This is a genomic window from Allobosea sp. P1_B10, from assembly GCF_056406735.1.
The window spans coordinates 720,547-742,623 of record NZ_JBFTZP010000001.1; the positions used below are offsets into that span (position 1 = coordinate 720,547).

Sequence of the window (22,077 nt, forward strand, 5' to 3'; positions counted from 1 at the left end):
GGTTCCGTTTAGGCTTAGGAAAGGCCGTGCCAGGTCACATCTTGTGACCGCGCTTACCCATCTCGTCGGTGAAGCGCTGGAACAGGGCATTGGTCGCCTGCATGCTCCAGGTCTGCAGCACCGAATAGATCGCGTCGATCGCGAGCGGGCGCGCCGCGTTGTAGCGCTGCCCCACCGGCGACTTGAAGAACGCCGCGATCTCGCGCAGATCCGCTTCGCTCATCCTGCGGGCGAAGATGTCCGCCGCTGTCAGGACCATCTCGTCGCGCTTGCGGTCGGCCTCAGGCTTCAGCGAAGCGATGACTTCGTTCATGTCCTTGGTCAGCTCGGGCCGGGTCACGCCGACGATGCGGCGGGTCTGCTCGCCGAACTCCGAGTAGACCGTGTCGAAGGAATTCGAGATGCCCGTCAGCTCCAGCACCTCGCGCGCGACGGCGACGTGGGCGGGGGTCGGAGCGGGCGTTGCCGCAGGCGCGGGTGCCGGAGCAGGAGCCTGCGCAAAGGCGGGGGCCGCCAGGACGAAAGCGAGGCCAAGAGCCGCGCCGGCGAGGTGGTGACGGATCGTCATGCTCAAGTCCTTCATCGTACTGCGCAGAACATCTGCGATGGCGGGCCCAAGAGGGCAGTATTTCGGTTCGGCAGCGCCGTGGCGCGATCCTTAGAACATGATGCCGAAAAGTGGAAACCGGATTTTGGCCTGAAACCACCTGCCCTCGGCACGGGCGGCTCAGTCGACGGCGCCAAACAGGCGCAGGCCGTCCGACCCTGCCAGGATCGCCCCGCTGGCCAGTCCGATGAACAGGCCATGCTCGACGACGCCGGGCACCATGTTCAGCGCCACCCCGAGCGCCTCGGGCTGGTCGATCGCACCGAGATGGGCGTCGAGGATGTAGTGCCCGCCATCGGTCAGCAGGATGCTGCCGTCCGGCCTGCGACGCAGCACCAGTTCGCCGCTCGCCCCGCTGGCGGTGATCGCGGCCGCAACGGCGCGACGGGTCGCCTCGAGCCCGAAGGGCACGACTTCGATCGGCAGCGGGAAACGCCCCAGTGTCGCGACAAGCTTGCTGTCGTCGGCGATCACGATCATCCGGGCGGACGCCGCCGCGACGATCTTTTCACGCAGATGCGCAGCGCCGCCGCCCTTGATCAGCCGCAGTTCGCCGTCGACCTCGTCGGCCCCGTCGACGGTGAGGTCGAGTTCGGGCGTCTCGTCGAGCGTCGACATCGCGATGCCCAGCGCCAGCGCCTGTGCCTGCGTGAACTCCGAGGTCGCGACGCAGATCACATCGAGCCCTCCCGCCACGCGTGCGCCGAGCAGATCGACGAAATGCTTGGCGGTCGAGCCTGTGCCGAGGCCGAGCCGCATGCCCGGCTTGACCAGTTCGAGCGCGCGCGCGGCGGCGAGCTTCTTCAGTTCGTCAGCGGTCATCGCCATCAGGCTCCAAGGCCGCCCATCAGCATGTACTTGATCTCGACGAACTCATCCATGCCGTGCAGCGAGCCCTCGCGACCGAGGCCCGACTCCTTGACGCCCCCGAAGGGCGCGACCTCGGTGCCGAGAATGGCCGAGTTGATGCCGACCATGCCGTATTCGAGTTCCTCGGCGACGCGGAAGGCGCGACCGAGATCCTTCGAGTAGAAATAGGCGGCGAGCCCGAAGGGGGTGTCGTTGGCCATCGCAACGACCTCCTCCTCGGTTGAGAAGCGGTAGACCGGGGCCACCGGGCCGAAGGTTTCTTCATTGGTCACCAGCATCTTGGTGGTGACGCCGGAGAGCACCGTGGGCTCGTAGAAGGTGCGGCCGAGCGCATGGCGCTTGCCGCCGACCACGACCTTGGCGCCGTGCGCCACGGCATCGGCGACATGGCGCTCGACCTTGGTGATCGCGTTCTGGTTGATCAGCGGGCCCTGAACCACACCGACCTCGACGCCGTCGCCGACCTTCATCTTGGCGACCTCACCCGCGAACTTCGCGACGAACTCGTCATGGATGCCGTCCTGCACGAACAGGCGGTTGGTGCAGACGCAGGTCTGGCCCATGTTGCGGAACTTGGCGATAATCGCGCCCTGAACGGCAGCGTCCACATCGGCATCGTCGAAGACGATGAAGGGCGCGTTGCCGCCGAGCTCGAGGCCGACCTTCTTCACGGTCGAGGCCGCCTGCTGCATCAGGAGCTTGCCGACCGGCGTCGAGCCGGTGAAGCCGACGAAGCGCACGGCCGGGTGCGTGGTCATGACCTTGCCGATCGCGACCGCGTCACCCATGACGATGTTGAGCACGCCCTTCGGGAAGCCGGCGCGGATGGCGAGTTCGATCAGCGCCAGCGCGGTCAGCGGCGTATCGGGAGCCGGCTTGACGACGAAGGTGCAGCCTGCTGCCAGGCCCGGCGCACATTTGCGCGTGATCATCGCGGCGGGGAAGTTCCACGGCGTGATCGCGGCGCAGACGCCGACAGGCTGCTTCTGGACGATGATGCGCGAATTCGGGAAGGGCGAGGGAATCGTCTCGCCATAGATGCGCTTGGCTTCCTCGGCATAGAACTCGACGAAGGAGGCGGCGTAGGCGACCTCGCCGCGTGCTTCCGCCAGCGGCTTGCCCTGCTCAGCGGTCATGATCTGGGCGAGGTCTTCCTGGTTCGCCATGATCAGGTCGAACCATTTGCGCAGGATGACCGAGCGCTCCTTGGCTGACTTTTTGGCCCAGGGCTTGAAGGCGCGCGAGGCGGCCTCGACGGCAGCGGTGGTCTCGTCGGCGCCGAAATGCGGTACCTTCGCGAGCTCGACGCCGGTCGCAGGATTGTCGACGACATCGACGCCTTCGCCGATCCAGCTCCCGTCGACATGGCACTGGGACTTGAGCAGCGTGGGATCATTGAGCTTGAGCATGGCGGACCTCACCGGGCAGATTGAGTTTCTGCCTGCGCTCTAGCATGAACCCGCCGCGAATGCCGACGCCAAATGCGGCATGCACCGCCGTTTCGCGACGCAACCCGGCAATGCGTTTCCGGGCTATTTTGCCTGTGGCGTGCAGACGACCTTGTCGTCGAAGACGTAGCAGATGCTCATCTCGCCGGTACGGATATTGACGCGGAAAATGCCGCCCTCGCGTTCGTGCCGCGACGGCGTGAGCTGGTAGTCGCTGGGCGCCTGCGGGCCTGCGCCCTCTCCGGCCGGAAAGCACATCGTCGTGCCGATTCCGCCTTCCTTGAGCTGGAATTGGCAGGCGCCGACCTCACCCGTCGCCTTGTCGACGCGATAGACGCGGTTCAGGTCAATCTGCGGCGCCGGCGCGAATTCGAAGGGCGCAGCCACCACCCCGGCCGCCGACGCCAGCCAGCATCCCGCCGCGAAAAGCAGCCGGGCGCCACGACGCTGTCCTAGAAATTCCGACACAGTACAGATCCCTTTCGCGAATCGCCGGGATGATACCACCAAAGGCGCAGATCTTGACGGGGCTTTGCGGCGGCCTTGCGCTTGCCAAGCCAGCATGAACTGCCTTTAAGCAGGCTGCCGTCCCGATCCGCCCGGCCACGCCTGTCAGGAGATACCCCGATGAGCCTTTCCCCGATCGTCGTCTTCGATCTCGATGGTACCCTGGCCGAGACGGCGCCCGACATCATGGCGACCCTGAACGTCATCCTGGAAAAGGAAGGCCTGGCAGCAATCGCCGTCGACCGTGCCCGCGAACTCGTCGGCGCAGGCGCCCGCGCGCTGATCGAGCGCGGCTTCAAGGTCTCGGGCCGCCCCCTGGACGACGAGACGCTCGAGCGGCTCTTCCAGGACTTCCTGGTGATCTACGCGAAGGATGTCGCGGCCAACAGCTATCTCTATGAGGGCGTCCTTGAGGCGCTGGACGTGCTGGCGGCTGAGGGCTTCGCGCTTGCCGTCTGCACCAACAAGCCGATCCTGCATACGCGACTGATCCTCGACCATTTCGGCATCGCCGACCGCTTCGCCGCAGTCGCCGGGCGCGACACCTTCCCGTTCAGCAAGCCCGACCCCCGCCATCTCACGATGACGATCGAAGCCGCCGGCGGCGATCCGAAACGCGCGGTCATGATCGGCGATTCGCGGACCGACATCGCCACCGCCCGCGCCGCGGGCATTCCCTGCATCTGCGTGCCCTTCGGCTACACAGACGTCGCCATCGAGACGCTCGAGCCCGACGTGATCATCCAGCATTTCGACGCGCTGGCCGCAGCAGTGCGAGAAGTTGTCAAACTCGTGCCCGCGCATTCTTGACGGCGCGCCGCGACCCGACTAGGAGAAGCCCCGGTGCGGGCGACTAGCTCAGCGGTAGAGCACTCCCTTCACACGGGAGTGGTCACAGGTTCGATCCCTGTGTCGCCCACCATTTTTCCTTAGGTTTTCCATAGCCCATCGCGCAGAACAGCGCACGAACGCGCACGGCTATGTGGGGGATATCTGGGGGAGGCCGCTTCCCTCGCCGTTTTCAGAATCACGTCCGGCGCGCTCAGCACTAGACGCGTCGTTCGCACAGCTTCGGACGGCCTCCGCCGGCGCTTTTCAGCGAGCCGGGCGAGGCCGTGGTTGATGGTGTCTGCTGTGTTCGCGTGAGCTTCGTCCCAGGCTCTATCCTTGAGACGCGCTTCATCCGTCATCGCTAGCGAGTCGCTTGGGCGGGCGCACGCCCCCCTCACCTCGGCGGACGTTGTCGATATCCGGCGCTATCTCTAGCGCGCGCCCGTTGCCTGGGCCGGGCGCGTATTCTTCTCGATGGCCGCCAGCAGATCCGTCACATGATCGAGACGGACCAATATCTGCTCGAGTTCGCCAGCGCTCAACAATGATGACCCCGAAGCCGCTCGGGCAAGCGCCGCGAACACGTCGGGATTCGGAGCCTGTTCGACACGACCATCGGCGTGGAGACGATTACGATCGATCATCCGGTCTTTTCCTAGGCTTCCAACTGGATTTCAAGAACGATAGCCGCCATCAGCCTCGCGTCAATTCTTTAATCCGCAGGAGCATAGTAAATCTCCGAAATTAAGTCTAAGACAGCCAGACGATCGCAGTACCCCTAACGGGCTACCGCAATTAATCCATACTTTCCCTTACGTCAACTTGTGAAATTTCGGTTTTCGCAGCTCGCCAGATTAACCCAGGGCGACAGCGCGCCGCGAGCCAGCCTCACTTGAATGAGGCCCGCCTCTGCCCTTTTGGGAAATGCCCCAGTCGCCCAAGCGACGTCGTACGCATCGAATAGCGACGCTGCTTGCCGCCGACACGAGACGGTCGCAGTCCAACAGCGGGCGCCGCGCGACCGCTTGTCCGCTTCTTAGTTGAGTCAGTGCGTGTTACCTCGGCGCAAACCAGTGAACCGGGGTAGACGATGAGTTCGATCAAGGCATTCCAGATCGAGGTCAGTTCCTCGGCCCAGAGCGGAAAACAGGTCTTCTTCGTCGAGGCTGAATCGGACGCCGCGGCGATGGAGGCCCTTTCGCAGCACCCCGAGGTTCTGCCGGCCGCTTCGCTTAAGCTCCAGCGCCGCCTCAGCGACGCGGAGATCGACATGCATCAGATCGGCCCCGGCAGCATCGTGCGCTGGACCTGATGCCCACCTCAGCGGCAATGGTGCAGCCCCACCTGCCTGGAACATCTTGCCGGCAATTGCTATGACGCACGTCGCACCACTCGAGCCTGCGGATTTGCGCCTTGTCGCTGCCGGCCAATAAACCCGAACCTCACGAAGAAGCCCCACAACGCCCAGGGGCGCTCGCGCCCTACTGGTTCCTGATCGTCTGCGGGGGACTTATGCTCGGCCTTGCCGGCATCTACGTCATGGTTCGCTACGAGCACTGGATGCCGCTGAAACTCGACACCAGGGTCGATCACGCCAAGTCGATGCTCTGACGTCGCGGCGAGCCGGTCCTTGGCGCGGCCCCTGCCTCACGGCACGCGGCCAGCGGCTTCGCTGCGGGGGGCCCTGCGCCAGGCTTTGCGGCTCACGTGGAATGTGCGAGTTCCCGACGGAACGCGACGCGGCGGCTGAACGCCAGCCGCCGACAGGCCGCTGCAATTGAACGAGGATAGCCCATGACCATCGAACGAACAGGCCTGACCGCGCGCTGGTGCGATGCCGCGGCCTTCAACGGCATCGTCTTCCTGGCCGGGCATGTCGCGGAAAAGACCGCCGGCGCGTCGCTGCGCGAACAGACCGAGGAGGTTCTGGCCCTGCTCGAGGAAACCCTGGAAGCCGCCGGGAGCGCGAAGGAGCGCATCCTCAGCGTGCAGATCTTCCTGACCGACATGAGCGCGATCTCCGAGATGAACGCCGTCTGGGACAAGTGGGTCGCGAAAGGCAACGCGCCCGCGCGCGCCACGGTCGGCGCTGCGCTCGCCTCCCCAGGCTACGCGATCGAGATCACCGCCGTCGCCGCCAAGCTGACGGCCTGAGGATCCGCGATGCTGCGAACTGGACGTGTCCGCTGCGCAGCGATCCTGGGGCTCCTTCTGAGCGCCACGCCTGCGTGGGCGCAGGAGCCCACCGACCCGGAGCCCGCCTCCTCGGGCATCGCCACGGCGCTGTGTCGCATCATCGACGATGCAGCCGCCGCGCAGAGCGTGCCGCCGGCATTCCTGACGCGCCTGATCTTCCAGGAATCGAGCTTTCGCGCCGGCGTCACCAGCCCGGCGGGTGCGCAGGGCGTCGCGCAATTCATGCCCGGCACAGCGCGCGAACGCGGCCTGCTCGATCCGTTCGACCCCGAGCAGGCGGTGCCCAAGGCTGCGCATTTTCTGGCGGAACTCAAGGCGCGCTTCGGGCAATGGGGACTAGCGGCCGCGGCGTACAATGGCGGCCCCAACCGCGTTGCGACATGGCTGGCCGGCAAAGGCGGCCTGCCCTTCGAGACCGAGAACTACGTCCTGGCGATCACCGGCGCGACAGCCGAGAGCTGGGCCGAGGATGCCCGTGCCGTGGCGGAGGGCAAGGAGAGGCCCGCCCGTCCCGCAACCACCAACAGCGCGGCGTCCTGCGGCGTGACGCTGGCTTCGATCCGCGCCGGCCGCGGGCCACTGACCATCGCCGAGGCGCCGTTCGCGCCCTGGGGGGTCCAGCTCGCGGCGAATTTCTCGAAAGCCCGGGCGTTGTCCGCCTTCCAGCGCGCCGCTTCGCGCCAGCGTGCGATCATCGGGGACCTCGCACCCATGGTGATCGGCACGCGGCTGCGCAGCAGGGGAACGCGCGCCTTCTACCGGGTCAGGCTGCCTGCCGCGACCCGCGCCTCGGCGATCGCGCTGTGCCAACGCCTGCAGGCGAACCGGGGCGCCTGCGTCGTCCTGAAAAGCTGACGCGGCCCGTTATGTTGCTGGCGCGCAACGGGCGCTAGCAAAGCCTGCGACCTCGCATCGATGTGATGACGGGGCGATTGCACCACCCCGGTGAGTCTGACAAAAAATTCAGGCGATGTTGACGATTTTGGGTCAACTTTCTGTCCTTCGCCCCCGCCCGTCTGCTCCGAGGTCCTGATGAACCGCTTACTTCCCGTGGCCATGCTCGCTGGGCTTGGTCTGTTTGCTGCCGCGTCCGTCGCAGGCGCTTACGAGATCGACCCGCTGACCCGTCAGCCTCTGATGCAGAACGCAGAATCCGCCAAGGCGCAGGCGACCACGGTTCCCCGCGAGATGGTGTCCTATGGCGGCCAGCACCGCCCCGGCACGATCGTCATCAACACCTCCGAGCGCCGCCTCTATCTTGTGATGCCCGATGGCAAAGCCATGCGCTACGGCGTCGGCGTCGGCCGCCCGGGCTTCGACTGGGCCGGCTCGCAGACCGTCACGCGCAAGCAGGAATGGCCGACCTGGACCCCTCCGGCATCGATGCTGAAGCGCCGTCCCGACCTTCCGCGCTTCATGCCCGGCGGCCCGGAAAACCCGATGGGCGCCCGCGCCATGTATCTGGGTTCGACGCTTTACCGCATCCACGGCTCGAACGAGCCGGAGACCATCGGGCAGGCCGTATCCTCGGGCTGCATCCGCATGCTTAATGACGACGTCATCGACCTCTATGACCGCGTCAAGGTCGGCGCGCGGGTCGTCGTCGCCCGCTGAGCCCAGCGCAGCGCAACGCAACGCGGGAGCTGAATCGAGGCCGGCGGAAACGTCGGCCTTTTTCTTTGACGCCCAGCGTCCGATTTACTCGGCCTCAGCCCCTCCGTTTTGCCGGCTCTCGCGACAGGCCCTTGGCCGCGAGCGCATCCAGGTAAGCCTGCATGAGCGCTGCCTCCTGCTCGCCTAGCCGTCGCAGATAGTCCCAGGCGAAAAGGCCAGTGTCGTGCATGTCGTCGAAGGTCAGCTTCACGGCATAGTGACCGACCGGCTCGACCTTCAAGATCTCGACCTCAGCCTTGCCGGGAACGATCTGTTTTTGCGTGGGGCTATGCCCCTGCACCTCGGCGGAAGGGCTCTCCACGCGCAGCAATTCGGCCGGCAGGGCGAAGCTCGCGCCATCCTCGAAGGCGACATGCAAGGTGCGACGATCCTTGGCCAGGCGGATCTCTGTGGGCCATGCCGACATGTCGTGCTCCTGCTCGCGGACGATTGCGACGATCGCCGCGCTTGACCTTGGCGAGCGCAATGCCAATGTCTGCAATCTAAAGCAATCGCGCCGCAGCGGCACCCGGCTCGCCGAGCGCGATATATGACAGGGAATGACGCCAGCGTGCTCCTAGACCCCACCTTGCCCCTGACGCGTGCGCCGCTGATCGATCCGTTCGGCCGCGATATCTCGTATCTGCGCATCTCGGTGACGGATCGCTGCGACTTCCGCTGTGTCTACTGCATGTCCGAGGACATGACCTTCCTGCCCAAGCGCGAATTGCTGACACTGGAGGAAATCGACCGCCTCGCCAGCGCCTTCGTGATGCGCGGCACCCGCAAGCTGCGGCTCACCGGCGGCGAACCGTTGGTGCGGCGCGACGTGATGAGCCTGTTCCGTTCGCTCTCGCGGCACCTGACCTCCGGCGCGCTGGAGGAACTCACGCTGACGACGAACGGCTCCCTTCTCGATCGTTATGCGCAGGAACTGGTCGATTACGGCGTGCGCCGCATCAATGTCTCGCTCGACACGCTCGACGTCGGCAAGTTCAAGCAGATCACGCGCTGGGGCGATCTCGGCAAGGTGCTGGGCGGCATCGAGGCCGCGCGCAAGGCCGGCATGCGGGTCAAGATCAACGCCGTGGCGCTGAAGGGCGTCAACGAGGACGAGATCGAGAGCCTGATGCAGTGGTGCCATGGGCTCGGCATGGATCTGACGCTGATCGAGGTGATGCCGCTGGGCGAGATCGAGCCCGGCCGCATCGACCAGTACCTGCCGCTTTCGGTTGTGCGTGCGCGTCTGATGGACACATACACGTTGATCGAGGACCCATACCGCACAGGCGGGCCGGCGCGCTATGTCCGCGTCAAGGAGACAGGCGGGCTCGTCGGCTTCATCACCCCGATGACGCATAATTTCTGCGAGAGCTGCAACCGCGTGCGGCTCACCTGCACGGGCACGCTCTATATGTGCCTGGGCCAGGAGGACGCCGCCGACCTGCGCACGCCCCTGCGCGCATCCAGCGACGACGCGGCGCTGCACCGGGCGATGGACGAGGCGATCTCGCGCAAGCCCAAGGGCCATGATTTCATCATCGACAGGCGCCGGGAAAAGCCCGCGGTCGGCCGCCATATGAGCGTCACCGGCGGCTGAGCTTGACGCTCCGGGAGGTTGGGTTAACGTTTCCTTTCCGTCCCGGCTACAGGCGCCCCATGACGAGACGCTTTGGTTCTCGGCTCAGTGCGATTGCAGGCGGCGCCGTCCGGCTGGTCGAGGACACATTCTTCATGCGGCTCGCGGTCTCGGCGCTGCGTCTCTGGCGCGCCCCTCGCCTGCTCTCCATCCTGCTGATCGGGCTGCTGCTTCTCTGCCTGGCCGGCGCCGCGCTCACAGCCCGCACCGTGTTCCTCGGCGTGCGGCCCGCGACGGAATGGCTGGTCTGGCCGATCCTGACCGCCCTGCTCGCCTTTGTCGTGATGCTGGAATTGTGCTGCGCCAGCCTGCTGAACGCGCTGCATGGCCTGCTGCGCCTGTCCTATGACCTGGGCCGGCACCGGATCGGCGCGCTGTTGAGCCTCGCCACCGTGATCGCCGTGTCATTCGCCCTGCTCGCGCTCAGCGGCGGCGACAGCGCCAGACCCGAGATCATCCTGCCATGCGGGATTGCACTGGCCCTCGTCGCGCTCGCGCTCTGGTTCGAGCGAGCCTATCGCCGGCCAGCCTATCCCGGCTTTCGCGACTTCCATGGCGACGTCGTCACGGCACGCCAGCAGCTCGCGCGAGCCGCCCATGTCGGATGAGCCAAGCGGCACGACGCGCGTGCCCCCCATCACCGCCTATCACCTAGCGGAGACCGTCCAGGCCGGCGAGCGCGGCGCGAGCGATGCCGTCTCGAACAACCCGCCTGCGCACTCGACCATGCCATCCCAGACGGAGCACGCGGTGCTCGCTCGCGTCACGGAGATCCTTGGCGACATCCGTCGCGAGGCGGGCGACCGCCTGAACGCGATCCATGCCGAGGTGCTGCGGCAGCGCGAGACCCTGACCGAAGAGCGCTACTCCACCCGCATCCGCGGCATCGAAGCCGGCATGAAGGCGATGCTGGCCAAGAGCGGCGGCGAGCTCGAGCAGCAGGTCTTCGACGCGCTCAAGGCCAAGCGCGAATACGAATACTTCAATTACACCAACAAGCTGAACAGCGATCCCAAGCTTGAGAAATGGCAGTTCACGCTGGCCTTCCTGATGGTGCCGCTGGCGATCGAGAGCCTGCTCAACGGCAACTTCTTTGCCGAAGCGAGCGATTTCGGACTGGTTGGCGGCGCGGCGACGGCCGTCATCATCTCGGCGCTGAACATATCTCTCGGCTTCGTCATGGGCTGGTGGCCGGCGCGCTATTGCCAGCATGCCAGGGCCTCGCACCTGTTCTGGGCGCTGCCGGCCTATGCCGGCATGATCACGCTCATCGTGCTGTTCAACCTCGCCGTGGGACACTACCGCGAGCTGCTGATCGCCAATCCGGACGGCGCGTCGCAGCAGGTCGTGCCGCGCATGCTCGACAACCTGTTCGCGATCTACGAGTTGAAGTCGATCGCGCTGGTGATCATCGGCTGCCTGATCGCCTTTCTCTCGGCCGCCAAGGGGTATGCGGCCTTCGGCAGCTATCCCGGCCAGGCCTCGGCGTTCAAGCGCTGGCGTCAACGCTGGGAGGCCGTCGAGGCAACGCGACGCCGGCTCGACACGCAGATGATGCCCGAGCTCGATGCCCTGCGCGGACAGGTCGACGGGTTTCGCGAGGACTGCCAGCGCGAGATCGGGCAGTTGCAGATCGCCCGCTCCGCTGCCGCGCAGGCGCGCGAGACCTACCTCACGCGGATCGCACAGCTGCGCGCCGCCAAGGACGCCGCGCTGATGCAATATCGCGAGGCCAATCTGCGGGTCCGCACCGACATGCCCCCCGCCTATTTCTCGCAAGGGCTGAATTTGCCCGAGATCGACGAGCCCACGGAACCGGCCGAGTATGCGCGGGTTCGCAACCTGATCGACGACGTCGAAAGGCAGTTCGCCAACATGCCGGCCCTGATCGAGGCGAAACTTCGGGACCAGCTTGCGCTTGTGCGCGGCGTCGATCTCGCGGGCGAGATCGAGCGGCTGAAGGCGAGCGCGATCGAGGCGGGCCGCGAGGCCCATGCGCGCGAGGAGGCGGCGCGCAAGCAGGCCCATGCGGAATTCTCCGCGGAACCGCGCTGAGGCGAACGCAAGCGATGAAGGGCGAACATTGGGCTGTGGTGGCCTCGGTGCTGGCAGGAGTGGCCCTAGCGGGGTTTTTTGCAGCGCCAAGGCTGTTGAGCGGGCCGCCGCGCGACGCCGAGACCCTCTGCCCCAGAACGGGGCCGGTCGGCCACACATTGATCCTGGTCGACAAGAGCGACCCCTGGAGCCCTGTCCAGGCCGAGCGCCTGAAGCGTCTGGTCAAGCAGGTCGGCGAGGCCTTGCCTGCCGACAGGCTGATGTCCGTCTTTGTGTTCAACGATGCGTTCGAACCGAATTTTCCGCCGCTGCTGGCGCTCTGCAATCCCGGCCGCACCGCGAGCGAAATCATCGGCAACCCCCGCCGCGACTATGTCCGCTGGGTCGAGAAGTTCGGCCGGCCGCTCGACGAAGCTCTGGCGGTTCTGGCCCAACCGGCCAAGGGCAACCTCTCGCCCGTTGCCGAGGCTGTCGGGGACGTGCTCTCTCGCCGGGAGAACCGGGTCGCCAGCGGCGATCGCTCGCTGGTGCTGGTCTCCGACATGCTGCAAAATTCCGCTCAGTTCAGCTTCTTCGGCAACAGCACCGCTGCCCGCGATCCCGAGCGGCTCAAACGACTGGTCGGAAAGGTCTGGCAGGATGCGGACGGCGCCTCGTGGCGGCTCCAGGTTCACCAGGTCCAGGGCGTCTACGATGCGCAGCGCCTCGAACACGCCAGCAGCCTGTGGCAGCAGGCGTTTCGCGGGCTCGGCATTCCGTTCGCCTGGGAGCGGCTCTAGCCGCGCCGCGCCAGCTACATCCGGTAGGCCATGCGCACGCCACCCCAATGCCGGTCCATCACGCGCACGGGCGCATCGACCTCGCGCACCAGCACCGTGACGCCGCCGCCCATGTCGCGGCGATAGGACTGGACCAGGAAGGGCCGCACGGAGCGCGCCGCCATGATGCCGGCGCGATCGTCGAAGATGCGGCGGTTGCGGCTATGGGCTGCGTTCCAAACCGGGTCACCCGGGCGCTGTGGCTGCGCGAACATCGTGTTGTGGACCGGGATATAGCCGTTGCGGTCGATCGCCAGAGCGAAGACGAGGCGTGAATCGCTTGCGAGCGTGCGCGCCAGAAGCGACGGCAGGATCGTCTCCAGGACGATCAGGGCCCGATTGCTGTATTGCTGGGGATCGGTGCCCGGCAGCGGCTTGTAGTCGATGTCAAACAGGTCGCTTTCGCTGAGGGCGCCGTTCAGCAAGGCGTCCTGCATCGTCTGAGCGACCGCCCCGGCAAAGACCTGCGCGCCCGCGATCAGAGGACCATATGCGCAGGCGATCTCCGCCAGGAACGCATTGAGCGGCTCGTCTGATGCGACCGCGCGCGCGTCGAAGGCGACATGCAGTCCGATATCGCTGACCGCAAGCAGCCTGCAGGCGAAGGGCGCGAGCGTGTCGATCCTGATCGTGCCGAGCGCGCCCGGCTTCAGCCCGACATCGCTGACCGGCGCCAACAGCGCGCCGCCGAGCCCGATATCGATGGTTTGGGTCACGAAGCTGCGCCCTCCCCCGGAGAACTCGACGCGATGCTCGGCCGGGAAGCGATCATGCTGGCGACGATCGGCAAAGGCGGCGTGCCGCAAGGTCGGGATGAAGCGACGCAGCATGCTCTCCGCCTGACGCGCGCCCCTGGACAGGGATTTGCCGGCCTGGCCGCTGCCGTCGGCGGCCGAGAGTGCCATGGTGTCGATGCGATCGGCCTGCCGGAGCACGGTCTCGACGAAGCGCGCGGTTTCGCCGGCACTGCGCGAGAGCTCTGCCACCGCTGCAGCCTGTTCGAGCGAGGCACCGCCGACCGAGGCGATCACCGGATTGACCTCACGAACCATGCTGAGCGCGTCATTGACGATTGCCGCCGAGCCTTGGGCGGTCTGCGCGAGATTGTCGACGCGCCGACGGATGTGATCGACGGCCTCGCGCACCTCGATCGAGAGCGTCTTGACCTCCTGCGCCACGACGCCGAAGCCACGGCCGGCCTCACCAGCGCGCGCGGCCTCGATGGTCGCGTTCAGCGCCAGGAGGTTGGTCTGGCGCGCGATCTCGGCGATGGAGTCGACGATGCCGCGGATCTCGTCAGTCGCGGAGGTCAGCCCGGCCATCATCATGGTGGCCTCGCCGGCGCGGGTCGCAGCGGCGTCCAACCTGTCGCGGGCGCTGTTCATGCTGGCGCCGATCTGCTCGGCCACATCCGACACCTGCTGCGTCGCGCTCGCCAGCGCTGCCGAATTGCTGTTGGCGGTGACGGTGGCCGCCCGCAGCTCCGACATCCCGGCGTGGATCTCGCCGGAGAGTTGCCCAGCGCGCGTCGAGGATTCCTCGGCATCGCCAAGGCTCGTGCTGAGACGGCGCATCGCCGCAACGACGTCCTGCTCCAGCGTATCGACGGCCTCGCGAAACGCGCCGTCCGCAATGTCCGGCCTGGATGTCTCCACGGCGGCCACTGCGCCGCCGGCCTCGGCCGGAAGCGGCACCGGCGCGGTGCGACCGAGATCGCCGAGCAATCGCCGAAACCTGCCGAACATCCAACGATCCCAAGGGAAACTATCTGACTCCCTTATCTAAGGTTATGATTAAGAGAGCCTAAAGAGCCGGCGCGGCGCGCAGGTTGGTCCCGACCTTGTGAGCATGGACCCACGCAAATGCCGGCTGTATGCCTTAACCATCGGCATGCGCCTGAGAGTCCGCGACCAATGACGAGCCATAGCTATGACGTGATCGTCGCCGGCGTCGGAGCGATGGGCTCGGCCGCCTGCTGGCATCTGGCGCAGCGCGGCCTGAAGGTGCTCGGTCTCGAGCGCTTCGACCTCGGCCACGCCATGGGCTCCTCCCACGGCCTCAGCCGGATCATCCGCCTCGCCTATTTTGAGGGCTCGCATTACGTGCCGATCGTCCGGCGCGCGCATGAACTCTGGCGCGAGACGGGCGATGCCGCCGGCATGCAACTGCTTCACGTCACCGGTTCCATCGACCTCGCCCCGGAGGGCGCGGGCAATGTCGAGGCCTCGCTGCAATCCTGCCTCGACCACGGCCTGACGCATGAGGTGCTGAACGGCGCCGAGATCGCGCGGCGGTTTCCGGCGTTCCAGCTGCCCGCAAACCATATCGGGCTGTGGCAGCCCGACGGCGGCTTCGTGGCCTCCGAGAAGGCGATCTATGCCCATGTCGGGCTCGCCCAGTCGCGCGGCGCCGATATCCGCACCAACGAGCCGATGCTCGACTGGTCACCGACGGCGCAGGGCGGTGTGATCGTGCGCACCGAGCGCGGCACCTATTCGGCGGGGCGGCTGGTGATCACCTCGGGCGGCTGGATCTCGGACGCCGTCCCTGTGCTGGCGAGCAAGGTCACCACGGTCAAGCAGGCCATCGGCTGGTTCACGACGCGCAGGCCGGAGCTGTTCCGGCAGGGCAACTTCCCTGTCTTCATCCTCGAGGTCGACGAGGGCACGTTCTACGGTTTTCCGCTCTACGAGCATCCCGGCTTCAAGTTGGGCGGCCCGCATTTCGGCCGCGAGCCGCTGGATCCGCATGATGGCGACCGGACGCCCAGCCCCCGGCAGGTCGAATTGATCCGCGAATGCCTGGCGCGCTACCTGCCCGACGCCGCTGGCGAGCCGCTGACGCTGAAGGGCTGCGTCTACAGCGTCTCGCCCGACGAGGATTTCATCATCGATGCGGTCCCGGGCGTGCCGCAGGCGGTGTTCGCCTCGTGCTGCTCCGGTCACGGCTTCAAATTCGCCAGCGCGATCGGCGAAATCCTCGCCGATCTCTCCACCTCGGGCCAGTCGGCCTTCGACCTGCAGCCCTTTTCGCTCGCCCGTTTCGCGGCCTGAGCGACACAGTTTCTGAAAGCCCGTCTTGGCCACAGCAGCCGAAAACCGCCGCGGCGTCATCGCCATGGTCTTGGCCATGTCGCTCTTCGTCTGCAACGACACGCTGATGAAGCTCGCGCGCGAGGTCTACCCTGCCAGCCAGGCCATCGCGCTGCGCGCGATCTTCGCGATCATCACCGGCTTCGTCATGGTCTTTGCCATGCGCGAGGGCGGCAAGCTGATGCTGGCCTTCCGCCCGGTCGTCCTGCTGCGCGGCCTGTGCGACGCGATCGGCGCGCTATGCTTCATCTGGGCGCTCGGGAAACTGCCGCTCGGCAACATCACGGCCATCGGTATGGCCTCGCCGTTGGTGATCGTGGTTCTGGCCGTGATGCTGGGTATCGAGAAGGTCGGCTGGCGTCGCACGGTCGCGGTGGCCGTGGGTTTTTGCGGCGTGCTGATCGTGGTGCGCCCCTCCGCGGACGGATTCAGCCTGGCGGCCATGGTGGCCCTGTTCAACTCCGTACTCGTCGCGGCTCGCGACCTCCTGACCCGGCGCATCGGCCCCGACGTGCCCTCGACGGTCATCTCGCTGTCGGCGACGATCATGGTCGGCACGCTTGCCTTCGGCTCCGGGCTGTCGGAGAGCTGGGAGCCGATCTGGCGTGTCGAAACGGCTTATCTCGCCGCGGCGGCGATCCTTGTCGCGACTGCGAGCTTCTGCATCATCAGCGCTTTCCGGAACACCGATATCGGCGTCGTCTCCGGCTTCCGCTATTCGATCGTGATCTTCGCCGTGATCATGGGCTATCTGGTCTGGGGCGATGTTCCTGACGGCCTTGCGATCGCCGGCATCGTATTGATCGTAGGGAGCGGGCTCTACACCCTCCATCGGCAGCAGGTGCTGCCCGATTCCAAGCTCAAGAGCCCCGACGGACCGCCCCCGGCATGACAGGCGCAACGCTACCGCCCAAACCGACCCTGACCATCCTGGTGGCAATATCGGCCCTGCAGCCGATCGCGCTCAACCTGCTGGCTCCGTCGACGCCGACCCTCGCGCGCCATTTCGCCGAGAGCTACGCCACCATCCAGCTGACGCTGACGCTGTTTCTCGTCGCGGTCGCGGTGATGCAGCTCATCGTCGGCCCGCTATCCGACCGGTTCGGCCGCCGCCCCTGCATCAATGTCGGGATCGCGCTGTTCATCGCCGGCTCGGTGCTCGGCGCTGTCGCGACCTCCACGGGCATGCTGCTGGTCGCCCGCGTCCTCGAAGGCGCAGGCTCGGGCTGCGCCTTTGCCCTGTCGCGCGCCATCATCCGCGACACCGCCAGCCGCGACGCCGCCGCTGGCCAGATCGCCACTGTCACCATGGTCATGGTGGTGGCGCCGATGCTGGCGCCCTATCTCGGCGGCCAGATCGAGACGCTCGCCGGCTGGCGCATGATCTTCTGGGTCATGACCGCGATCGGCTGCGTGGTGCTGACGCTCACGATCATGCGCCTGCCGGAGACGGCGCCCAATCTCGGCAACAGGACGTCGCTGCTCGGGGTGTTCCGCGCCTTCCCGCAACTGATCGGCGATCGCAGCTTCATCGCCAACGTGGTGGCGCTGTCGATGACCTCGGCGGCGTTCTTCGGCTTCATCGCGGCGGCGCCCTATATCGTCGTCGAGGCGATGGGGCGCGGCCCAGACACCTATGGCGCCTATTTCATCATGAACGCCTTCGGCTACATGGTCGGCAATTTCGCGATGTCGCGGCTGGCGATCCGCATCGGCACGCGCAGGATGGTCCGGTTCGGGCTGATCATCTCGTTTGTGAGCATGTGCGTGGCGCTGCCGCTCTCGCTGCTGCCCGACTGGTCGCCGGTGATGCTGTTCCTGCCGCTGGCCTTCAGCGCCCTCGGCAATGGCCTGACCATTCCGGGCTCGACCGCCGAGGCGCTCTCGGCCCGGCCCGAACTCGCAGGCTCGGCCGCGGGCCTGATGGGCGCGATCCAGCTGGGTTCCGGCGCGCTGACGACCATCGTGATCAGCTGGCTCGTAACGCTCTGGCCGCAGGCGCTGGTCGTGATGATGTGGGCCGCCATGGGCATCGGGCTGCTGGCGCTGCGCTACGACCGGAAGAGCCGGGCGTCGTAGCGACGCGACCTCGCCTCAAGACGACATTGTCACCCCGGGCGACGCGAAAGCATCGTCCCGGGATCACAGCTTGCGATGTCGTTCAGTCTTCCAGGCGAGTCAGGAGGCTGGAGGTGTCCCAGCGCCCGCCACCGTTCTTCTGGACTTCGGCATAGAACTGGTCGACCAGCGCGGTAACCGGCAGCTGCGCGCCATTGCGGCGGGCCTCGCCGAGCACGATGCCGAGATCCTTGCGCATCCAGTCGACGGCGAAGCCATAGTCGAACTTGCCGACGTTCATGGTCTTGCCGCGGTTTTCCATCTGCCAGGAGCCGGCGGCACCCTTCGAGATCACCTCGAGCATGGCCTCGACATCGAGCCCGGCGCGCTTGGCAAAGTGAATGCCCTCGGACAGTCCCTGCACGAGGCCGGCGATGCAAATCTGGTTGACCATTTTGGTCAGCTGGCCGGAGCCGGCCGGGCCCATCAGCTTGCACATGCGGGCAAAACTGGCGATCACCGGCTCGGCGCGGGCATAGACGGCCGCATCGCCGCCGCACATCACGGTCAGCACGCCGTTCTCGGCGCCAGCCTGGCCCCCGGAGACCGGCGCGTCGATGAAGCCGAAGCCGGCTGCGGTCGCGGCTGCGTCGAGTTCGCGCGCGACATCGGCCGAGGCGGTGGTGTGGTCGACGAAGATCGCGCCCTTCTCCATGCCCGCGAAGGCGCCGGTCTCGCCAAGCGTCACCGAGCGCAGGTCGTCGTCATTGCCGACGCAGGCGAAGACGATCTCCTGGCCCTTGGCCGCATCGGCAGGGGTCGGGGCGCTGACGCCGGCATGCTGGGAGACCCAGGCCTGAGCCTTGGTGGGGTTGCGGTTGTAGACCGTGACCTCGTGGCCCTTGGCCTTGAGATGCCCGGCCATGGGATAGCCCATCACTCCGAGACCGATGAAGGCGACTTTGGTCATGGGATACTCCGCAGTGTGATCAAGAGAGCTAGCGCTCTAGCGCCTCGCGACCGGGGTGGGAAGCCGCAACGCACGCATCCGCGCATCCGCAGAATGCGGTGGTGTCATTGTTCGAGATCGAACGGCACGCTAGGAAGCGCGCCATGACGATTTCAAACGAAGACGAGCTCGCTGGCCTGCAGGCGATCGGGCGTGTCGTGGCCAATGCGCTGGCTGCCATGGGCAAGGCGCTAGAGCCCGGCATTACCACGGCCGAACTCGACAAGATCGGCCGCGAGATCCTGGAGCAGGCCGGAGCGCGGTCCGCTCCGGAGCTGGTCTACGACTTTCCCGGCGCAACCTGCATCAGCGTCAACGAGGAGGTCGCCCACGGCATCCCGGGGCCGCGTCAGATCAAGGCCGGCGACCTCGTCAATATCGACGTCTCGGCCGAGCTGAACGGCTTCTTTTCCGATACCGGCGCGTCCTTCGCCGTCCCTCCGGTCTCGCGCGCCACGGGCAGGCTTTGCCGCGATGGCCGCCGGGCGCTGTTCACCGGGCTGGCGCAGGTGGGCGCAGGCAAGCCGCTGGCCGGCATCGGACAGGCTGTCGGCCGCTTCGCCGAGAAGAACGGCTATACGCTGGTGCGCAACCTCGCCAGCCACGGCATCGGCTATTCGCTCCATGAGGAGCCCAAGGAGATCGCGACCTGGCCCGAGCGCTCGGAGCGGCGCGTGATGGAGAAAGGGCTCGTATTCACCGTCGAGCCGTTCCTCTCGCTCGGCGCGAACTGGGCCGAGAATGGCGACGACGACTGGACGCTCTATGGCGAGCCCAGGGCTCCGACTGTGCAGTTCGAGCATACAGTCGTGGCGACCGCGAACGGGCCGCTCATCCTTACCCTGCCCGGCTGAGGCGACGGCCGCGCCTCAGCGCAGCGCCATGTGCCGGGTCAGGCGCAGCTCCAGCCTGTCCCAGACGCGCCTGATCACCTCGGTCAGGGCCAGGTAGATCAGTGCGGCGTAGAGATAGATCGTGAGATCGAAGGACCGGGCGAAGGCCAAACGCGTCGCGCCCATCAGGTCGAACAGGGTCACGAGCGAGGCGATCGCGCTCGACTTGATCATCACGATCAGCTCATTGCCAAGCGGACGCAGCGCCAGGATCATCGCCTGAGGCATGACGACATGGCGCAAAGTCGCCCAGCGATGCAGGCCGAGCGAGAGCGCACCCTCGAACTGCCCGCGCGGGATCGACTGGATCGCGCCGCGCAGGATTTCGGCCTGATAGGCTGCGGTGTTGATCGTGAAGGTGAAGACGGCACAGTAGAACGGCTCGCGGAAGAACCACCACAGCCCGACATCCTGCCAGAACAGCCGGAACTGCCCGAGCCCGTAATAGATGAGGAAGAGCTGGCACAGCAGCGGCGTGCCGCGAAAGAAGGTGGTGTAGCCGTTGATCGCAACCTGCGCCCAGCGCGGCCCGTATAGCCGCGCAACCGCCAAGCCGATTGCCAGCACGAATCCGATGGCGACCGAGATCACAACCAGTTGGGTGGTGATCCACAGGCCGCCGAACATGCGGCAGCCATAGTTCTGGAAGACCTCGCTGCCGACGAGATAGCCGGGATATTCGCACCAGCTCATCGAGTCGCGCCCCCGAACGTCGCCATGCCGCGATTGGTTCGATCCTCCAGCCGGCCCAATCCGTAGGACGAGATGAGCGAGAAGGCGAAATAGATCAGCATCGCGGCGCCGAAGAACAGGAACGGCTCCTTGGTCACCACATTGGCGCGGGTGGTGACGAACATGATGTCCTGCAGCGTGATGACGGAAACCAGCGAGGTCTCCTTGAGCAGGACCATCCAGTTGTTGCCCAGTCCTGGCAGAGCGACGCGGATGAGCTGGGGGAACACGACCAGCCGGAAGGCCTGCGCCTTGCTCAGCCCCAGCGCCGACGCGGCCTCGCGCTGGCCTTTCTGGATCGAGTTGAGCGCACCGACCCAGACTTCGCTGGAGAAGGCCGAGAGTACGACGCCGAGCGCGACCATACCGGCAACGAATGGCGGCATCGAGAAGTTGCCGGGCAACCCCAGCTTCAACCAGAGCTGCTGCAGCAGGATCTGGATGCCGAAATAGATGATGTAGAGCGTCAGCAGTTCGGGCACGCCGCGAAACACGGTTGTGTAGACAGTGGCCAGCCAGCGCGCGACGGGGTTCGCGGAGCGCTTGCCGAGCGCCACGATCAGCCCGAGCGCGAGCCCGAAAGGCAATGTCGCCAGCGCGATCGAGATGGTGATGAACGCGCCCTGGAGCAGCGCCGGTCCCCAGCCCCCGCTCCCGAAGCCGAGCAATGCGAATTTGTCGAGCATGAACCTGCCGGGAGGGGGAACGGGACGCCGGCGCTTTGCGCGCCGGCGTGTGTCGATAGGGTCAGGCGGTCAGTCGAATTTGAACCACTTGTCTTCGAGCTTCTTGTGCGAGCCGTCGGCCATCGCCTCGGCGATCGCCTTGTCCCACAGGCCCTTCAGAGCCACGTCGGCCTTGCGGACGGCACCAGCGACGCCGGCTCCGTGGATCGCGTCGTCGCGCGTGACTTCCGCGATCTTCTTGCAGCAATCCTTGCCCTGTCCCTTCAGGAAGTCGGCAAGCGCCAGCGCATCGGCCACGGCGTAGTCGAGGCGGCCGTTGATCAGGTCGAGATTGACCTCTTCCTGGGTCGGATACAGGCGGGCGTTGGAGTCCTTGTAGAACTTCTCGAGGTAGTTGGCGTGGATCGTCGAACCCTGCGCGCCGATCGCCTTGCCCTTGAGCGCCGCCGGCGAGATGTCGGCGGAGGCCGTGGTCTTCGGGCCCACCATCCAGATCGGGGTCTTGCTGTAGACGGAGGTGAAGTTCACCTGCTTCTTGCGCTCGTCGGTGGCGTTCATGCCGGCGATGATGATGTCGTATTTATTGGCCAGAAGCGCCGGGATGATGCCGTCCCAGTCCTGCACCACCCAGGTGCATTTCACCTTCATCTTCTCGCAGAGCATGTTGCCGAGATCGATCTCGAAGCCTTCCAGCTCTTTCTTGGCGTTGAGGTTGTTGTAGGGCGGATAGGCGCCTTCCGTGCCGATGCGGATCTCTTTCCACTCCGTGGCTTGCGCCAGCGCGGCGGTCGCGCCAACAGCGGTCAGCGCCGCCGCCGCGATGAACCGAACGAAAGCTTTCATGCTACCTCCCTTGGAATTGGCCGTCCGGGCGCGGAGCAAATCCGCACCCGGCTTGTGCCCACAGATTGGGCTTGGATGGCCTTTGCCCGCAAGGGGGCTGATGCAGCTTTTCTCGGCTTCTCCGCCTAAAGAACAATCAG

General features: G+C 66.1%; 25 protein-coding genes and 1 tRNA gene. 15 read left to right on the forward strand and 11 right to left on the reverse strand.

Annotated features, from left to right (window positions below):
* Positions 1 to 34: 34 nt before the first annotated feature.
* The 4 genes from AC1D2L_RS03610 to AC1D2L_RS03625 all read right to left on the reverse strand — a co-directional run bounded on the left by AC1D2L_RS03610 (position 35) and on the right by AC1D2L_RS03625 (position 3,357).
* Positions 35 to 568 carry a DUF2059 domain-containing protein gene (locus AC1D2L_RS03610; protein ID WP_476844437.1) on the reverse strand — a complete coding sequence of 178 codons (534 nt, stop codon included), beginning with the start codon at positions 566 to 568 and terminating at the stop codon, positions 35 to 37.
* Positions 569 to 727: 159 nt separating this feature from the next.
* Positions 728 to 1,429, reverse strand: a complete 702-nt coding sequence (rpiA, locus tag AC1D2L_RS03615; RefSeq protein WP_476844438.1) for a ribose-5-phosphate isomerase RpiA — start codon at positions 1,427 to 1,429, stop codon at positions 728 to 730.
* Between the two features lie 5 nt (positions 1,430 to 1,434).
* A complete protein-coding gene (locus AC1D2L_RS03620; RefSeq protein WP_476844439.1) occupies positions 1,435 to 2,886 on the reverse strand; it encodes an NAD-dependent succinate-semialdehyde dehydrogenase in 1,452 nt (483 codons plus the stop codon).
* 123 nt (positions 2,887 to 3,009) lie between these two features.
* Entirely contained in the window at positions 3,010 to 3,357 is a 348-nt protein-coding gene (locus AC1D2L_RS03625) for a hypothetical protein (RefSeq protein ID WP_476844666.1), read from the reverse strand.
* 195 nt (positions 3,358 to 3,552) lie between these two features.
* Between AC1D2L_RS03625 and gph the strand changes: the two genes are divergently transcribed.
* Together gph and AC1D2L_RS03635 are read left to right on the forward strand one after the other, a co-directional pair.
* Positions 3,553 to 4,242 carry a phosphoglycolate phosphatase gene (gene gph / locus AC1D2L_RS03630; protein WP_476844440.1) on the forward strand — a complete coding sequence of 230 codons (690 nt, stop codon included), beginning with the start codon at positions 3,553 to 3,555 and terminating at the stop codon, positions 4,240 to 4,242.
* 37 nt (positions 4,243 to 4,279) lie between these two features.
* Positions 4,280 to 4,354 (forward strand) — tRNA-Val (locus tag AC1D2L_RS03635).
* A gap of 340 nt (positions 4,355 to 4,694) precedes the next feature.
* Here AC1D2L_RS03635 and AC1D2L_RS03640 read toward each other — a convergent pair.
* Positions 4,695 to 4,907, reverse strand: a complete 213-nt coding sequence (locus AC1D2L_RS03640; RefSeq protein WP_476844441.1) for a hypothetical protein — start codon at positions 4,905 to 4,907, stop codon at positions 4,695 to 4,697.
* Between the two features lie 446 nt (positions 4,908 to 5,353).
* Here AC1D2L_RS03640 and AC1D2L_RS03645 point away from each other — a divergent pair, with 446 nt between their 5' ends.
* The 5 genes from AC1D2L_RS03645 to AC1D2L_RS03665 all read left to right on the forward strand — a co-directional run bounded on the left by AC1D2L_RS03645 (position 5,354) and on the right by AC1D2L_RS03665 (position 8,073).
* Positions 5,354 to 5,575 (forward strand): hypothetical protein, encoded by a 222-nt coding sequence (locus AC1D2L_RS03645; RefSeq protein WP_476844442.1) that lies wholly within the window; start codon positions 5,354 to 5,356, stop codon positions 5,573 to 5,575.
* Positions 5,576 to 5,676: 101 nt separating this feature from the next.
* Entirely contained in the window at positions 5,677 to 5,874 is a 198-nt protein-coding gene (locus AC1D2L_RS03650) for a hypothetical protein (RefSeq protein WP_476844443.1), read from the forward strand.
* Positions 5,875 to 6,057: 183 nt separating this feature from the next.
* Positions 6,058 to 6,417, forward strand: coding sequence for a RidA family protein (locus tag AC1D2L_RS03655; RefSeq protein ID WP_476844444.1), 360 nt, complete (start codon positions 6,058 to 6,060; stop codon positions 6,415 to 6,417).
* 9 nt (positions 6,418 to 6,426) lie between these two features.
* A complete protein-coding gene (locus AC1D2L_RS03660) occupies positions 6,427 to 7,314 on the forward strand; it encodes a transglycosylase SLT domain-containing protein (RefSeq protein WP_476844445.1) in 888 nt (295 codons plus the stop codon).
* 177 nt (positions 7,315 to 7,491) lie between these two features.
* A complete protein-coding gene (locus tag AC1D2L_RS03665) occupies positions 7,492 to 8,073 on the forward strand; it encodes a L,D-transpeptidase (RefSeq protein ID WP_476844446.1) in 582 nt (193 codons plus the stop codon).
* Between the two features lie 94 nt (positions 8,074 to 8,167).
* On the opposite strand, the gene AC1D2L_RS03670 is transcribed toward AC1D2L_RS03665, so the two are convergent.
* Positions 8,168 to 8,539: a gamma-butyrobetaine hydroxylase family protein gene (locus tag AC1D2L_RS03670; RefSeq protein ID WP_476844667.1), complete on the reverse strand. Its 372-nt coding sequence runs from the start codon at positions 8,537 to 8,539 to the stop codon at positions 8,168 to 8,170.
* 123 nt (positions 8,540 to 8,662) lie between these two features.
* On the opposite strand from AC1D2L_RS03670, the gene moaA reads away from it, so the two are divergent.
* From moaA to AC1D2L_RS03690, 4 genes are read left to right on the forward strand one after another with little or no spacing between them, the layout of a single operon-like run.
* The gene (gene moaA, locus AC1D2L_RS03675; RefSeq protein ID WP_476844447.1) at positions 8,663 to 9,712 is read left to right on the forward strand and encodes a GTP 3',8-cyclase MoaA; all 1,050 of its coding nucleotides are present in this window, start codon (positions 8,663 to 8,665) and stop codon (positions 9,710 to 9,712) included.
* 59 nt (positions 9,713 to 9,771) lie between these two features.
* Complete coding sequence (locus AC1D2L_RS03680) at positions 9,772 to 10,359, forward strand: hypothetical protein (protein WP_476844448.1); 588 nt, start codon at positions 9,772 to 9,774, stop codon at positions 10,357 to 10,359.
* Positions 10,349 to 11,806 carry a hypothetical protein gene (locus tag AC1D2L_RS03685; protein WP_476844449.1) on the forward strand — a complete coding sequence of 486 codons (1,458 nt, stop codon included), beginning with the start codon at positions 10,349 to 10,351 and terminating at the stop codon, positions 11,804 to 11,806. The genes AC1D2L_RS03680 and AC1D2L_RS03685 overlap by 11 nt, the downstream gene beginning before the upstream one ends.
* A gap of 14 nt (positions 11,807 to 11,820) precedes the next feature.
* Positions 11,821 to 12,585 (forward strand): hypothetical protein, encoded by a 765-nt coding sequence (locus AC1D2L_RS03690; protein WP_476844450.1) that lies wholly within the window; start codon positions 11,821 to 11,823, stop codon positions 12,583 to 12,585.
* Between the two features lie 14 nt (positions 12,586 to 12,599).
* Here AC1D2L_RS03690 and AC1D2L_RS03695 read toward each other — a convergent pair whose 3' ends face one another.
* Entirely contained in the window at positions 12,600 to 14,369 is a 1,770-nt protein-coding gene (locus tag AC1D2L_RS03695) for a methyl-accepting chemotaxis protein (protein ID WP_476844451.1), read from the reverse strand.
* Positions 14,370 to 14,537: 168 nt separating this feature from the next.
* Here AC1D2L_RS03695 and solA point away from each other — a divergent pair, with 168 nt between their 5' ends.
* From solA to AC1D2L_RS03710, 3 genes are read left to right on the forward strand one after another with little or no spacing between them, the layout of a single operon-like run.
* A complete protein-coding gene (solA, locus tag AC1D2L_RS03700) occupies positions 14,538 to 15,677 on the forward strand; it encodes an N-methyl-L-tryptophan oxidase (protein WP_476844452.1) in 1,140 nt (379 codons plus the stop codon).
* A 25-nt stretch (positions 15,678 to 15,702) separates the two neighbouring features.
* Positions 15,703 to 16,608, forward strand: a complete 906-nt coding sequence (locus tag AC1D2L_RS03705) for a DMT family transporter (protein ID WP_476844453.1) — start codon at positions 15,703 to 15,705, stop codon at positions 16,606 to 16,608.
* Positions 16,605 to 17,795: a multidrug effflux MFS transporter gene (locus AC1D2L_RS03710; protein WP_476844454.1), complete on the forward strand. Its 1,191-nt coding sequence runs from the start codon at positions 16,605 to 16,607 to the stop codon at positions 17,793 to 17,795. Before AC1D2L_RS03705 ends, AC1D2L_RS03710 begins: the two co-directional genes overlap by 4 nt.
* 82 nt (positions 17,796 to 17,877) lie before the next feature.
* On the opposite strand, the gene AC1D2L_RS03715 is transcribed toward AC1D2L_RS03710, so the two are convergent.
* A complete protein-coding gene (locus AC1D2L_RS03715; RefSeq protein ID WP_476844455.1) occupies positions 17,878 to 18,744 on the reverse strand; it encodes an NAD(P)-dependent oxidoreductase in 867 nt (288 codons plus the stop codon).
* A 143-nt stretch (positions 18,745 to 18,887) separates the two neighbouring features.
* On the opposite strand from AC1D2L_RS03715, the gene map reads away from it, so the two are divergent.
* The gene (gene map, locus AC1D2L_RS03720) at positions 18,888 to 19,637 is read left to right on the forward strand and encodes a type I methionyl aminopeptidase (protein ID WP_476844456.1); all 750 of its coding nucleotides are present in this window, start codon (positions 18,888 to 18,890) and stop codon (positions 19,635 to 19,637) included.
* A 15-nt stretch (positions 19,638 to 19,652) separates the two neighbouring features.
* Here the strand turns inward: map and AC1D2L_RS03725 are convergent, their stop codons facing one another.
* From AC1D2L_RS03725 to AC1D2L_RS03735, 3 genes are all read right to left on the reverse strand, one after another.
* Positions 19,653 to 20,369: an ABC transporter permease gene (locus AC1D2L_RS03725; protein ID WP_476844457.1), complete on the reverse strand. Its 717-nt coding sequence runs from the start codon at positions 20,367 to 20,369 to the stop codon at positions 19,653 to 19,655.
* Positions 20,366 to 21,094 carry an ABC transporter permease gene (locus tag AC1D2L_RS03730; RefSeq protein WP_476844458.1) on the reverse strand — a complete coding sequence of 243 codons (729 nt, stop codon included), beginning with the start codon at positions 21,092 to 21,094 and terminating at the stop codon, positions 20,366 to 20,368. The genes AC1D2L_RS03725 and AC1D2L_RS03730 overlap by 4 nt, the downstream gene beginning before the upstream one ends.
* A gap of 69 nt (positions 21,095 to 21,163) precedes the next feature.
* Positions 21,164 to 21,937 (reverse strand): transporter substrate-binding domain-containing protein, encoded by a 774-nt coding sequence (locus AC1D2L_RS03735; protein WP_476844459.1) that lies wholly within the window; start codon positions 21,935 to 21,937, stop codon positions 21,164 to 21,166.
* Positions 21,938 to 22,077: the final 140 nt, after the last annotated feature.

Excerpts from the sequence above, each read along its gene's own strand:
- solA (WP_476844452.1), top strand. The coding sequence starts at position 14,538 with ATGACGAGCCATAGCTATGACGTGATCGTCGCCGGCGTCGGAGCGATG.
- AC1D2L_RS03710 (WP_476844454.1), top strand. The coding sequence starts at position 16,605 with ATGACAGGCGCAACGCTACCGCCCAAACCGACCCTGACCATCCTGGTG.
- moaA (WP_476844447.1), top strand. The coding sequence starts at position 8,663 with ATGACAGGGAATGACGCCAGCGTGCTCCTAGACCCCACCTTGCCCCTG.
- AC1D2L_RS03645 (WP_476844442.1), top strand. The coding sequence starts at position 5,354 with ATGAGTTCGATCAAGGCATTCCAGATCGAGGTCAGTTCCTCGGCCCAG.
- AC1D2L_RS03690 (WP_476844450.1), top strand. The coding sequence starts at position 11,821 with ATGAAGGGCGAACATTGGGCTGTGGTGGCCTCGGTGCTGGCAGGAGTG.
- AC1D2L_RS03610 (WP_476844437.1), bottom strand. The coding sequence starts at position 568 with ATGACGATCCGTCACCACCTCGCCGGCGCGGCTCTTGGCCTCGCTTTC.
- AC1D2L_RS03685 (WP_476844449.1), top strand. The coding sequence starts at position 10,349 with ATGTCGGATGAGCCAAGCGGCACGACGCGCGTGCCCCCCATCACCGCC.
- AC1D2L_RS03730 (WP_476844458.1), bottom strand. The coding sequence starts at position 21,094 with ATGCTCGACAAATTCGCATTGCTCGGCTTCGGGAGCGGGGGCTGGGGA.
- AC1D2L_RS03665 (WP_476844446.1), top strand. The coding sequence starts at position 7,492 with ATGAACCGCTTACTTCCCGTGGCCATGCTCGCTGGGCTTGGTCTGTTT.
- AC1D2L_RS03670 (WP_476844667.1), bottom strand. The coding sequence starts at position 8,539 with ATGTCGGCATGGCCCACAGAGATCCGCCTGGCCAAGGATCGTCGCACC.
- AC1D2L_RS03695 (WP_476844451.1), bottom strand. The coding sequence starts at position 14,369 with ATGTTCGGCAGGTTTCGGCGATTGCTCGGCGATCTCGGTCGCACCGCG.
- AC1D2L_RS03655 (WP_476844444.1), top strand. The coding sequence starts at position 6,058 with ATGACCATCGAACGAACAGGCCTGACCGCGCGCTGGTGCGATGCCGCG.
- AC1D2L_RS03715 (WP_476844455.1), bottom strand. The coding sequence starts at position 18,744 with ATGACCAAAGTCGCCTTCATCGGTCTCGGAGTGATGGGCTATCCCATG.
- AC1D2L_RS03735 (WP_476844459.1), bottom strand. The coding sequence starts at position 21,937 with ATGAAAGCTTTCGTTCGGTTCATCGCGGCGGCGGCGCTGACCGCTGTT.
- AC1D2L_RS03660 (WP_476844445.1), top strand. The coding sequence starts at position 6,427 with ATGCTGCGAACTGGACGTGTCCGCTGCGCAGCGATCCTGGGGCTCCTT.
- AC1D2L_RS03620 (WP_476844439.1), bottom strand. The coding sequence starts at position 2,886 with ATGCTCAAGCTCAATGATCCCACGCTGCTCAAGTCCCAGTGCCATGTC.
- AC1D2L_RS03640 (WP_476844441.1), bottom strand. The coding sequence starts at position 4,907 with ATGATCGATCGTAATCGTCTCCACGCCGATGGTCGTGTCGAACAGGCT.
- gph (WP_476844440.1), top strand. The coding sequence starts at position 3,553 with ATGAGCCTTTCCCCGATCGTCGTCTTCGATCTCGATGGTACCCTGGCC.
- AC1D2L_RS03680 (WP_476844448.1), top strand. The coding sequence starts at position 9,772 with ATGACGAGACGCTTTGGTTCTCGGCTCAGTGCGATTGCAGGCGGCGCC.
- map (WP_476844456.1), top strand. The coding sequence starts at position 18,888 with ATGACGATTTCAAACGAAGACGAGCTCGCTGGCCTGCAGGCGATCGGG.
- AC1D2L_RS03725 (WP_476844457.1), bottom strand. The coding sequence starts at position 20,369 with ATGAGCTGGTGCGAATATCCCGGCTATCTCGTCGGCAGCGAGGTCTTC.
- rpiA (WP_476844438.1), bottom strand. The coding sequence starts at position 1,429 with ATGACCGCTGACGAACTGAAGAAGCTCGCCGCCGCGCGCGCGCTCGAA.